This window comes from Haematobacter sp. (genome assembly GCF_032102465.1).
Taxonomy (GTDB): domain Bacteria; phylum Pseudomonadota; class Alphaproteobacteria; order Rhodobacterales; family Rhodobacteraceae; genus Haematobacter.
The window spans coordinates 34,101-46,390 of the sequence record NZ_DAMDHB010000031.1 but is presented as its reverse complement, the minus strand read 5'-3'; the positions used below and the strand labels follow the sequence as shown (position 1 = coordinate 46,390).

Sequence of the window (12,290 nt, the reverse complement as noted above, 5' to 3'; positions counted from 1 at the left end):
AATATGTTCCGCCCGATCCGGCCAAATCCGTTGATCGCTACCGTCGTCGTCATGCGCCTCTCCCCGACAGACCAAGCATGGTTAGCGCTAACATACCGGAAAGGCGGGCAGGAGTCATCCACCCTCCGCGCGCCTTTCCTGCCACACGCGGCTTGCGAAGCGGCCCGCCATCGGCCAGAACCGCTGGCAACAGGAGCGAGCAAGCGAGAGACCCCGTGCTGTCCGATATCGACATCGCCCGAGCGGCGGAAAAGCTGCCCCCCGCAGAGATCGGCGCGCGGATCGGCATCCCGCCGGAGGCGCTGATCCCCTACGGCCGCGACAAGGCCAAGCTGGATCCCGCCTATCTGAAGACCCTGGAGGGCAGGCCGGAGGGCCGGTTGATCCTCGTCACCGCCGTCAACCCCACCCCCGCGGGCGAGGGCAAGACGACGACCACCGTCGGCCTGGGCGACGGGTTGCAGCGCATCGGCGAGAAGGCGGCGATCTGCCTGCGCGAGGCAAGCCTCGGTCCCTCCTTCGGCATGAAGGGCGGGGCGGCGGGCGGCGGCTATGCACAGGTGATCCCGATGGAGGACATGAACCTCCATTTCACCGGGGATTTCCACGCCATCGGAGCGGCGCACAACCTGCTGTCCGCGATGATCGACAACCACATCTACTGGGGCAACGCGCTGGGGATCGACCAGCGGCGCGTGGCATGGAAGCGTGTGGTGGACATGAACGACCGCGCGCTGCGCGAGGTGGTCCTGGGCCTTGGCGGTGCGCCGAACGGCTATCCGCGCGAAGGGGGCTTCGACATCACCGTGGCGTCCGAGGTGATGGCTTGCCTCTGTCTGGCGGAGGACTTGGCGGATCTGGAGGAGCGGCTTGCCCGTATCGTCATCGGCTTCCGCAGTGACAGGTCGCCGGTCTATTGCCGCGACCTGAAGGCCGACGGCGCGATGGCGGTGCTGCTCAAGGATGCGATGCAGCCCAACCTTGTCCAGACGCTAGAACATACGCCGGCCTTCGTGCATGGCGGGCCGTTCGCGAATATCGCGCATGGCTGCAACTCCGTCGCCGCGACGCGGGCGGCGCTCCGTCTCGCCGATTTCGTGGTGACGGAGGCCGGTTTCGGGGCCGATCTCGGGGCGGAGAAGTTCTTCGACATCAAGTGCCGCTCGGCGGGGCTGAAGCCGGATGCGGTAGTGATCGTGGCCACGGTGCGGGCCATCAAGTTCCACGGCGGCGTGGCGCGCGAGGATCTGGGGCGGGAAGATGTGGAGGCCGTGCGCCGTGGCGCGGCCAACCTCGTGCGGCATATCGAGAACGTGCGGAAGTTCGGCGTGCCTGCGGTGGTCGCCATCAATCATTTCTCCTCCGACACGCCGCAGGAGACGCAGGCGCTGATCGAGGCGGCGGGGCAAGCGGGGGCGGAGGCCTATCCCTGCACCCACTGGGCCGATGGCTCGGCAGGGCTTCTGCCGCTCGCCCGCTGGGTGGCGGAGATCGCGCGGTCCGGCGAGGCGCGGTTCAGGCCGCTCTACCCTGCCGACCTGCCGCTGGAGGAGAAGATCGCCACCGTGGCCCGCCAGATCTACGGCGCCGCCGACGTGAACCTGCCCGAGCAGGCCCGCAGCCAGCTCCGCCGCTGGGAGGAGGAGGGCTATGGCCACCTGCCGGTCTGCATGGCCAAGACGCAGTATTCCTTCTCCGCCGACCCCGCGCTCCGCGGCGCGCCGACCGGTTTCACCCTGCCGGTGACGGAAGTGCGGCTGTCGGCGGGGGCGGGTTTCGTCGTCGTCCTTTGCGGCGAGATCCGCACGATGCCCGGGCTGCCGCGCCACCCTGCCGCCGAAACCATCCGGCTGGATGGCAAGGGCAACATTCAGGGGCTGTTCTGAAGCCGCTTTCGGCACCGGGCCCGATTGCAAGGCGGTATTCCAGCGGCTAAGAGGCGCCATCGCCCACAGCGCGGGAGACCGCCTTGAAACAGCCACAGGACTGCCGGTCGATGGTCGAACTCCGGTCCGCCATCGACACGCTGGACCGTGAGATCGTAGCCCTTCTGGTGCGCCGCGCGACCTATATCGACCGTGCCGCGCAGCTGAAACCGGCGGAAGGCCTGCCCGCCCGTATCGAGGCGCGGGTGGAGGAGGTCGTGGCCAATGTGCGCCGCGCGGGCACGGAGCTCGGTCTGGACCCCGACCTGGCGGAGGCGCTCTGGCGGCGTCTCATCGACTGGTCCATCGCGCGCGAGGAGCAGGTGCTCGGCCCATCGGCCAATGCCTCGGCTAACCCACCGACCAGCCCATTGGCCGGCCCCCCGACCAACTCATTGGCCAGCCCATCGGAAGGACAGACGGAATGACGGCAAAGATCATCGACGGCAAGGCTTTCGCCGCCGGCATCCGGGAACGTGTGGCGGTGGAGGCCGCGCGGATCAGGGCGGAGGCGGATATCATCCCCGGTCTCGCCGTGGTTCTGGTGGGAGAGGATCCGGCCAGTCAGGTCTATGTGAAGAACAAGGGTGTCCAGACCCGTGCCGCGGGGATGGAGAGCTTCGAGTATCGCCTGCCGTCCGAAACGCCGGAGGCCGAGCTTCTCGCCCTCATTGACCGGCTGAACGCCGATCCCGCGGTGCATGGCATTCTCGTCCAGCTTCCCTTGCCGCGCCATATGGACGAGGCGCGGGTCATCAACGCCCTCGACCCGGCGAAGGATGTGGACGGGTTTCACGTCATCAACGTGGGGCGTCTCGCCACCGGGCAGAAGGCGATGGTCCCCTGCACGCCGCTCGGCTGCCTGATGCTGCTCCGCGACCAGCTGGGCGATCTGGCGGGGCGCAGGGCGGTGGTCGTCGGGCGCTCCAACATCGTCGGCAAGCCGATGGCGCAGCTTCTGCTGCGGGAAAGCTGCACGGTCACCGTTGCCCACAGCCGGACGCACGACCTTCCCGCGCTCTGCCGCGAGGCGGAGATCCTCGTGGCGGCGGTGGGCCGCCCCGGGATGATCCGGGGCGACTGGATCCGTCCGGGAGCTGTCGTCATCGATGTGGGCATCAATCGCATCGACTCGGGCGAGGGCCGGACACGGCTGGCGGGCGACGTGGCCTTTGACGAGGCGGCGGAGGTCGCGGGCGCGATCACTCCCGTGCCGGGCGGCGTCGGGCCGATGACCATTGCCTGCCTTCTGGCCAATACGCTCACGGCCTGTGCACGGGCGAACGGGCTGGCAGAGCCGGAGGGGCTGACACTCTGAGGCCCGACGCGTAGCTTCCAATGTGTAAGGCGGTATCACAGGAGCCATCTTGATCTGGCAGGCTGCTGAAAAAGTTCAGAAGCCTCATGCCTGTGCTCTGAAAGTCGGGAAACCGCCCCCGGAGCGCCTCAAAACAGGTGGATTTCCGGCTGGATTTCTTCTGATTGCGAACGATTTCAGCTCCAACGCAGAGCTGGAAACCTTTCTCAGCAGCCTGCGAGGGCGCTGGCCTCGTCGGCGAGGAAGGCGACCGATGGCGGGGGATCAGGCCCCCGCGGGCGGATCGACCGGGATCATCGTCCCTTGCACGATGGCGATGGTGCGGGTTCGCCCCGCCTCCTCCGCCACCACTTCGCCGCGCACGACGATGAGCCGCCGTCCGGCACGCACGACCTCCCCCGTCGCGATCAGCCGGTCGCCGATGGCGGGGGAGAGCAGGTTGATCTTCATTTCCGCCGTCATCACTTCCGTGCCCGGAGGGATGAGCGTCAGCGCCGCATAACCCGCCGCCGTATCGACCAGCGTGAAGGTGGCGCCCGCATGACCTGCGCCGTGCTGCTGGCGGGTTTCTGGCAGGAGGGGGGCGGAGATGACGCAGCGACCCTCCGTCACCTCATCCAGCGTCGCCTTCAGCGTCGCGAGCATGGATTGCCGCGCGAAACTTGCCCGAATACGGCTCTCCAGCGGTTCTGTCGCGGTGTCCATCCGGTCCCTCCCTCTTTCTGTCAGACAATTGCGGGTTTTTCCCGCCGGGGGAAGCGGAAGTTCAGCCAACCGCCGCCATGGGCACGGCGCGCGCCGAAGGTCCGGTGAGCACGGCGAGCGCCCCGGGTGCCATGAGGGAGGCAAGCACCGGGCTCTTGCAGCCAAGCCCGCCGGTGTAGCTGCCGAAGGCAGGCATGATGACCCGCGTGCCGTCGATCAGGAAGCAGGGGCGGGAGACGCTGGCGCCCCCCAAGCCCAGACGGGCCTTGGGGTGATAATGGCCGGAAACCTCGCCGCTGGCCTCTTCCGCGATGTGGCGGAAGACCAGCGGCCCGACCGTCACCGCCGCCACATGCGCGCCGCCAAGCGCCACGGGACCGGGGTCGTGGTTGCCCTCCACCCAGAGCCAGCGACGCCCCGCCATCAGGCGAAGAAGGCGCAGCCGCTCCTCCTCCCCGATCTCATCCGCCGCCGCGGCATCGTCGAAACTGTCGCCAAGCGCGATCACCGTGGCCGGGCGGAGCGCATCCACCAGCGTCTCCAGACGGAACAGCGTCTCGGCCACCTCATAGGGCGGCAGAAGCTGGCCCCCCCGCCGGGCCGCGCGCCGCGCCTTGCCGAAATGCAGGTCCGACACGGTGAGTACTCCCCGCTCCGGCCACCACAGCGCACCGGAGGAGAGGGCCGTCAGCCGCGCGCCCTGAAGCTGAAACGTGAAACCGTTCATGCTCCGTTCTTGACCTGCGCCTCCGGGATTCGCAAGTCGGCGATTTGCAGGTCGGCTAGCCCGGCTTCCTCCAGCAACCTCTCCGCCCTGTCGGCGAGCAGACGCTCCCGCCCCGCGCCGTCGATCGGGACCCGGCCATGCTCCAGCATCAGCGGCGCGGAAAGCGGGGTCACCCTGTCGAGCCGCACAAGGTCGATCCGGTCGCCCACGCGGTCCAGCATCGTCTCGATCCGGCCGAAATCGACCAACCCGCGCATCGCCTCCTCCCGCGTGGCGCGGAGCATCAGGTGATCGGGGTCATAGCGGCGGAGCGTGTCGTAGAGGATGTCGGAGGAAAAGGTCGCCTGCCGCCCCGATTTCCGCTGACCGGGCAGGTTGCGGGTGATGAGCCCGGCGATGGTGGCGACCGCGCGGAAGGACCGTTTCATCACCGCATTGCCCTGCAACCAGCCCTCCAGCCCCTCCCGGAGCCGCGCCCGGTCGAACAGCGGGGCGGCGTCCGTCATCGGCTCCAGCCCCCAGATCAGCGTGGCATAATCGGTCGCGACGAAGCCCAGCGGGCCAAGCCCCTCCTCCTCCATCCGGCGCGTGAGCAGAAGGCCGAGCGTCTGCTGCGCATTCCGCCCCGCGAAACCGTAGATGCAATGATGGATGCGCCCGTCATGGGGGAAGCATTCGATCAGCAGCCGGTCGCGTTCCGGCAGGCGGGAGATGTCGCGTTGCAGCGCCAGCCAGTCCGCCGTGTGGTGCGGAAGGCCGGGCCAGTCGCGCCGGGCGAAGATGTCGAGGATCCGGTCGGTCAGCAGGGTGGAAGTGGCGAACTTGGTGCCGTCGTACACCGCGATCTTGGGATCGGCGCCGGGGCTGCGGCTCACCTCCACCGTCAGGTCGCGCAGACCTTCGTAGCGCACCACCTGACCGCCGATCAGGAAGGTGTCGCCGGGTGTCAGCGTGGCGGCGAAGGCCTCCTCCACCTCTCCCAGCGGCTGACCCTGCCCGCGGAACCGGACGCGCAGCTTGTCGGTGTCGATGATCGTGCCGAGGTTCATGCGGATGGTCTGCGCGCTCCGCGGATCGCGAAGCTGCCACAGGCCGTTTGGCCCCTGCCGGAGCCGCTGCCAGCGGTCATAGGCCCGGAGCGCATAGCCGCCCGTCGCGGTGAAATCCAGACAGGCGTCGAAATCGGCCCGCTTCAGCATTGCATAAGGCCCGGCAGTCACCACCTCGGCGTAAAGCCGGTCCGCATCGAAGGGTCCGGCGGCGGCGGTGGCCGCGATATGCTGGCAGAGCACGTCGAGCGGGCCGGGGCCGCGCGGCTCCCCGTCCAGCGCATGATCGCGCATCGCGTCCAGCGCGGCCTGACATTCCACCACCTCGAACCGGTTCGCGGGCACCAGCAGCGCCTTGGACGGGGCATTGTAGCGGTGGTTGGCCCGCCCGATCCGCTGAACGAGGCGCTTGACGTTCTTGGGCGCACCCACCTGAATGACCAGATCGACATCGCCCCAGTCGATACCGAGATCGAGGCTCCCCGTGCAGACGATGGCGCGGAGCGCGCCCGCCGTCATCGCCGCCTCCACCCGCTCCCGCGCCTCCCGTGCGAGGCTGCCATGGTGGATGGCGATGGGAAGATCATCCCCGTTCGCCAGCCAAAGATCGCGGAAGAACAGTTCCGCCTGCGCCCGCGTGTTGTGGAAGATCAGGGTGGTGCGATGGCGCTTCACCTCCTCCAGGATCGCAGGAATGGCATAGCGCCCGCCGCCGCCTGCCCAGGGCGGCGGGACTTCGGTCGCGAGCATGGCGATGTCCGGGTCCGGGCCGGGATCGGCAGCAAGGATCCGGCAGGGCGCCGGATGGCGGGCGAGAAAGCGGCCGAGCGCGGGCGGATCCTCCACCGTCGCCGACAGGCCCACGCGCCGGAGACCGGGCGCCAGCATCTCCAGCCGTGCGAGCGACAGCATGAGCTGATCCCCGCGCTTCGAGTCCGCAAGCGCATGGATCTCATCGACGATCACCCGCTTCAGCCCGGCGAAAACCCGGGGCGCATCCTCATAGGACAGCATGAGCGCCAGACTTTCAGGCGTGGTGAGCAGGATATGGGGCGGGTCGGCGCGCTGACGCTTGCGGCGGGTCTGGCTGGTGTCGCCGGTTCTGTCGTCCACGCGGATCGGCAGCGCCATCTCCTCGATCGGACGGAGAAGGTTGCGCCGGATGTCGGCCGTCAGCGCCTTGAGCGGTGAGACATAGAGCGTGTGGAGACCGGGTTTCGGCGCAGCGGCGATGTCGATGAGCGACGGCAGGAACCCCGCCAGCGTCTTGCCTCCGCCCGTCGGTGCGACGAGCAGCAGCGCCGGCTCCGCCGCATGGTCCAGCATCGCCCGCTGATGCGGATGGACAGACCAGCCACGTGCGGAGAACCAGTCGTGAAACGGGGGGGGAAGGGTGCTCATCCCCCTTATCTAGGAGCGCGCCTGCCCGGCTTCGAGTGGTCCGCGTTGTGGTTGAGGGGCAGGCTTTCCGTTCCGCGCAGGGGACTGCTCCGCAGCATTGCGGCTGTGCTCCCCGTTACCGGCTCACCGGCAGAAGGCCGACTGTCCCGTTTGCGCGGTGGAAGCGCTGCTCCCGCGCCGTCGGGCCGACCATTCCGCTTGCGCGGCAGAAGCGCGTGCCCGGGCCCCACGCTGACTATCCCGCTTGCGAGGCGCAACCTCCCGCCTCGCCGTGCCCCGACCGCTGACGGAACGATGCAGGGAAAGGATGGAGCGACGAAGCCGCAGACTACGCAAGGGCTGACCCGTCATCCCCCGGAAGGTCAACGCAAAGGCATTGCTTGCTACAATTCCCAGGCCAGGCCCTTGATGCGCGATGGCATTCACCCAGCGATTCAGAAACGTCTCATGCAATCAGGAGCGCCGCCAGGCAACGGTCCTTGCCCGCACAGCGTGCAGGGGCTCAGCCGCGGGCCGGAATATCTTGCAGCAAGCCGCGGGCATCCGTATCTCGAGGGCGTCGATAACGACCCCCGGGCGACAGTTCTTAGTCTCACGCCGCGCGGGACTTCAGCCTCGCGGCGGAGTATCGCGCGGCAGGCCGTGAGTATGCGGGAACATAAGGACCGCCGCCGGACGACGGTCCCTGATCGCACTCTGTACAAGGGCTCAGCCGCCGGTCGGGATATCTCGGGGCAGACCGGGTGGCATCCGCATTCTCATGCGAATGGCTCAGTCCTCGGCGAAGACGTCGGCCCATTCGGGATGGCGCTGCCGGAAAGCGATGACGAACGGGCAGGTGGGGTAGATCTTCACCCCCTCCTCCCGCGCGTCGCTCACCAGCCGTTCCACCAGTGCTTTGCCGATGCCCTCGCCCCGAAAGGCGGGGGGCACGCCGGTATGGTCCGCGATGATGAGGCGGGGCGAGGCGATGGAATAGGTCAGTTCCGCCTCCGATCCGTCCTTTTGCACCACGTAGCGGCCCTTGCTGCCCGAGACTTCTCTTTCGATTTTTGCTTCAGTCAACGATCGTAGCCTCCGTTAGGGACCGAAGCTCCGCCTCGGTCACGCCATCCGCAAGCTCCACGATCTTCAGGCCGCCCGGCACCACGTCAAGCACTCCGAGGTTGGTGACGATGCGGTCCACCACCGCCTTGCCGGTGAGCGGGAGCGTGCACTCCTTCAGAACTTTCGACTCACCCGCTTTGTTCGCGTGATCCATCACGACGACCACACGTTTCACCCCGGCGACAAGATCCATCGCCCCGCCCATGCCCTTCACCAGCTTGCCCGGGATCATCCAGTTGGCCAGATCACCCGTCTCCGACACCTCCATCGCGCCGAGGATGGCCATGGCGATCTTGCCGCCCCGGATCATGGCGAAGCTCTGCGCGCTGTCGAAGAAAGCAGTCTGCGGAAGCGCCGTCACCGTCTGCTTGCCCGCGTTGATCAGATCGGGATCCTCCTCGCCCTCATAGGGGAAGGGACCGATGCCGAGCATGCCGTTTTCCGATTGCAGCGTGACGTTCACGCCCTCGGGGATGTAGTTCGCGACCAGCGTCGGAATGCCGATGCCAAGGTTCACATACCAGCCGTCCTGCAGATCCTGCGCGGCGCGCGCGGCCATGCGGTTGCGGTCCCAGCCCTTCTTCACCTCGCCGGCCATCAGACTTCCTCCCCTGCCGCGGCGGAGGCCGGGCGCGCGCGCGTGGTGCGCTGTTCGATGCGGTTTTCGTGATGGCCCTGGATCAGCCGGTGGATATAGACGCCCGGCAGGTGGATTTCGTCCGGGTCGAGAGAGCCGACGGGCACGATCTCCTCCACCTCGCAGACGCAGATCTTGCCGCAGGTCGCGGCGGGCGGGTTGAAGTTGCGGGCGGTCTTGCGGAAAACGACATTGCCAGTCTCGTCGGCCTTCCACGCCTTGACGATGGAGAGATCGGCGACCAGACCGCGTTCGAGGATATAGGTCTCCCCGTCGAACTCCTTGTGTTCCTTGCCGTCCGCGATGATCGTGCCGACGCCGGTCCTGGTGTAGAACCCCGGAATGCCCGCCCCGCCCGCGCGCATCCGCTCGGCCAGCGTGCCCTGCGGGTTGAACTCCACCTCGATCTCGTTCGACAGGTATTGCCGCATGAATTCCGCGTTCTCGCCCACGTAGGAGGAGATCATCTTGCGGATCTGCTTGGTCTGGAGCAGCAGGCCCAGCCCGAATTCATCCACCCCGCAGTTGTTGGAGGCGATGACCAGTTCCTTGGTGCCTGCGTCCCGGATCGCAGAAATGCAGAGTTCCGGGATGCCGCAGAGGCCGAAACCGCCCGCGGCGATCAGCATCCCGTCGAACAGAAGGCCGTCGAGAGCCTCCTCAGCGCTGCCGTAGATCTTCCCCATCCGGTCCTCCCGTCCGTTTCCCTCGCGGAAGTTGTGGCAACGGGGGCGGGGCATGTCAATGCGCCCGCAGCAAGGGCCGCCCCTCACTCGCTGGAGGCGGCTTTCTTTGCGGCAGTCTTTGCCGCCGGCTTTTTCGCGGCAGCCGTCTTCGCAGGCGCCGTTTCTGCGGTGGCCGTTTTTGCGGTGGCCTTTTTCGCCGGCGCTTTCTTTGCCGGAGCCTTCTTGGCTGCCGCTTTCTTCGGTGCCGCCTTCTTGCCCCCCTTGGTGGCCTTCGCGGCGATCAGGGGCAGCGCTTCCTCCAGCGTGACGGTCTCCGGCTGCACTTCCTTGGGCAGGGTCGCATTGACCTTGCCCCATTTGACGTAGGGGCCATACCGCCCCGCCATCACCTGCACGGGGCCGCCGTCGGGATGCTCCCCGAGTTCCTTCAGCGGCGCCGCCTTGGCCGCGCCGCGTCCGCGGGAGGCTTTCTGGGCCAGCACCTCCACCGCGCGGTTCATGCCGATGGTGAAGACCTCTTCCACATCCGGCAGGTTGGCATAGGTGGTGCCGTGTTTGACATAGGGCCCGAAGCGCCCGATGCCCGCCTCCACCAGCACGCCGTCCTCCGGGTGGTCACCGATGGGCCGGGGCAGTTCCAGAAGCTGCAGCGCCTTCTCAAGCGTCATTTCGCCCGGCGCCCAGCCCTTGGGAAGCGAGGCGCGGGGCGGCTTGGGCACATCCTCCGACGCCTCCCCCCGCTGCACATAGGGGCCGAAGCGGCCGGTGCGGATGGTGATGGGCAGGCCCGCCTCGTCATTGCCGAGGATGCGGCCATCGGCGGACAACGCCTCCTCATCCCCGCCGGGAGCGGAGAGGGGGCGCGTGTAGCGGCATTCGGGATAGTTGGAGCAGCCGATGAAGGCGCTGCCGGAGCGGGCGGTCTTCAGGTGCAGATCGCCCTTGCCGCAGAGCGGGCAGAGCCGCGGATCGGAGCCGTCGGCCTTTGGCGGGTAGAGGTGCGGGGACAGAACCTCGTCGATCTTGTCGAGCACCTCGGAGATCCGCAGATCCGACGTGCCCTCCAGCGCGGCGGAGAAATCCTTCCAGAACCGCGCCAGCACATCCTTGTAGTCCCGCTCCCCGGCGGAGATGTCGTCGAGCTGCCCCTCCAGATCGGCGGTGAAGTCGTATTCGACATACCGGCGGAAGTAGTTGGTCAGAAAGGCGGTGACGAGCCGGCCCTTGTCCTCCGGGATCAGGCGGTTCTTCTCCTTGCGGACGTATTCCCGGTCCTGGATCGTCGTGACGATGGAGGCATAGGTGGAGGGCCGGCCGATCCCCAGCTCCTCCATCCGCTTGACGAGGGTGGCCTCCGTGTAGCGGGGGGGCGGCTGGGTGAAGTGCTGCTCGGGCTGGATGTCGCGCTTTTCCGCGCCCTCGCCCTGCATGATCTGCGGCAGCCGGGCGCCGTCCTCATCGCCATCGTCGTCGCGGCCTTCCTCGTAAACCCTGAGGAACCCGTCGAACAGCACGACCTGCCCCGTGGCGCGCAGGCCCACCTGCCCGTCGGCGGAGGTCACGTCCACGGTCGTCCGCTCCATCCGGGCGCTGGCCATCTGGCTGGCGATGGTCCGCTTCCAGATCAACTCATAAAGCCGCCGCTGGTCGGTGTCGGAGACGCCGAGCTTTTCCGCCGACACCGACATGTCGGTCGGGCGGATGCACTCATGCGCCTCCTGCGCGTTCTTGGCCTTGTTCTTGTAGAGCCGCGGGCTGTCCGGCACGTAGTCCTTGCCGAAGCGCCGGCCGATCTCCGCCCGTGCGGCGGAGACCGCCTCCGGGGCCATGTCGATCCCGTCGGTCCGCATATAGGTGATATAGCCCGCCTCGTAGAGCCGCTGGGCCGCCGTCATCGTGGCCCGCGCGCCCATGCCGAACTTGCGCGACGCCTCCTGCTGGAGGGTGGAGGTCATGAAGGGAGGGGAGGGGTTGCGGCTTGCGGGCTTCGATTCGACACCCTGCACCGTCAGGTCGCGGGAGCGGATCGCCTGCACCGCGATCTCCGCCGCCTCTGCCGTCGGAATGTCGTAGCGGTCGAGCTTCTTGCCGCCCAGAACCGTCAGCCGCGCCTGATATTCCTGCCCCCGCGGCGTGACCAGCACCGCCGTCACGGACCAGTATTCGCGGGCGCGGAACGCCTCGATCTCCATCTCCCGCTCGACGATGAGCCGTAGGCAGACGGACTGCACCCGGCCTGCCGACTTGGCCCCCGGCAGCTTGCGCCAGAGCACGGGCGAGAGGTTGAACCCCACCAGATAGTCGAGCGCGCGGCGGGCGAGGTAGGCTTCCACCAGCTCCATATCCACGTCGCGGGGGGCCTCCATGGCCTTGGTGACGGCATCCTTGGTGATGGCGTTGAAGGTCACGCGGGAGACCTTCTTCTTGGCGATTGACTTGGACAGCGCTTCCTTCAGGTGCCAGGAGATGGCCTCCCCCTCCCGGTCGGGGTCGGTGGCGAGGATCAGCGTGTCGTCATCCTTCAGCGCGTCGGTGATCGCCTTGACATGCTTCTTGCTGTCGGAGGCAACCTCCCACTTCATGGAGAAATCGTGCTCGGGATCGACGGAGCCATCCTTCGGCGGCAGGTCGCGGACATGGCCATAGGAGGCCAGAACGGTGAAACCGGGGCCAAGGTATTTGTTGATGGTCTTGGCTTTGGCGGGCGATTCGACGACGACGACAGCCATTCATCC

Annotated in this window: 9 protein-coding genes and 1 pseudogene; 3 read left to right on the top strand and 7 right to left on the bottom strand. The window is 67.5% G+C overall.

Going from position 1 to position 12,290, the window contains the following annotated elements:
- Positions 1 to 215 precede the first annotated feature (215 nt).
- The 3 genes and pseudogenes from RT513_RS16265 to folD all read left to right on the top strand — a co-directional run bounded on the left by RT513_RS16265 (position 216) and on the right by folD (position 3,243).
- Complete coding sequence (locus RT513_RS16265; RefSeq protein WP_290690745.1) at positions 216 to 1,886, top strand: formate--tetrahydrofolate ligase; 1,671 nt, start codon at positions 216 to 218, stop codon at positions 1,884 to 1,886.
- Between the two features lie 83 nt (positions 1,887 to 1,969).
- A pseudogene (locus RT513_RS16260) lies at positions 1,970 to 2,266 on the top strand (chorismate mutase); the annotation flags it as partial.
- Positions 2,267 to 2,349: 83 nt separating this feature from the next.
- Complete coding sequence (gene folD / locus RT513_RS16255) at positions 2,350 to 3,243, top strand: bifunctional methylenetetrahydrofolate dehydrogenase/methenyltetrahydrofolate cyclohydrolase FolD (RefSeq protein WP_290690743.1); 894 nt, start codon at positions 2,350 to 2,352, stop codon at positions 3,241 to 3,243.
- A 264-nt stretch (positions 3,244 to 3,507) separates the two neighbouring features.
- Here the strand turns inward: folD and RT513_RS16250 are convergent, their stop codons facing one another.
- The 7 genes from RT513_RS16250 to topA form a co-directional block, all read right to left on the bottom strand.
- Positions 3,508 to 3,948: a PaaI family thioesterase gene (locus RT513_RS16250; protein ID WP_290690740.1), complete on the bottom strand. Its 441-nt coding sequence runs from the start codon at positions 3,946 to 3,948 to the stop codon at positions 3,508 to 3,510.
- 61 nt (positions 3,949 to 4,009) lie between these two features.
- Positions 4,010 to 4,675 carry a ligase-associated DNA damage response endonuclease PdeM gene (pdeM, locus tag RT513_RS16245; RefSeq protein WP_290690737.1) on the bottom strand — a complete coding sequence of 222 codons (666 nt, stop codon included), beginning with the start codon at positions 4,673 to 4,675 and terminating at the stop codon, positions 4,010 to 4,012.
- Positions 4,672 to 7,125 (bottom strand): ligase-associated DNA damage response DEXH box helicase, encoded by a 2,454-nt coding sequence (locus RT513_RS16240; RefSeq protein ID WP_290690735.1) that lies wholly within the window; start codon positions 7,123 to 7,125, stop codon positions 4,672 to 4,674. The genes pdeM and RT513_RS16240 overlap by 4 nt, the downstream gene beginning before the upstream one ends.
- A gap of 771 nt (positions 7,126 to 7,896) precedes the next feature.
- Positions 7,897 to 8,190, bottom strand: coding sequence for a GNAT family N-acetyltransferase (locus RT513_RS16235; protein WP_290690732.1), 294 nt, complete (start codon positions 8,188 to 8,190; stop codon positions 7,897 to 7,899).
- Positions 8,183 to 8,830: a 3-oxoacid CoA-transferase subunit B gene (locus tag RT513_RS16230; protein ID WP_035709430.1), complete on the bottom strand. Its 648-nt coding sequence runs from the start codon at positions 8,828 to 8,830 to the stop codon at positions 8,183 to 8,185. Before RT513_RS16230 ends, RT513_RS16235 begins: the two co-directional genes overlap by 8 nt.
- Positions 8,830 to 9,555, bottom strand: coding sequence for a CoA transferase subunit A (locus RT513_RS16225; protein WP_088216567.1), 726 nt, complete (start codon positions 9,553 to 9,555; stop codon positions 8,830 to 8,832). The genes RT513_RS16230 and RT513_RS16225 overlap by 1 nt, the downstream gene beginning before the upstream one ends.
- An 83-nt stretch (positions 9,556 to 9,638) precedes the next feature.
- Positions 9,639 to 12,284, bottom strand: coding sequence for a type I DNA topoisomerase (topA, locus tag RT513_RS16220; protein ID WP_290690725.1), 2,646 nt, complete (start codon positions 12,282 to 12,284; stop codon positions 9,639 to 9,641).
- Positions 12,285 to 12,290: the final 6 nt, after the last annotated feature.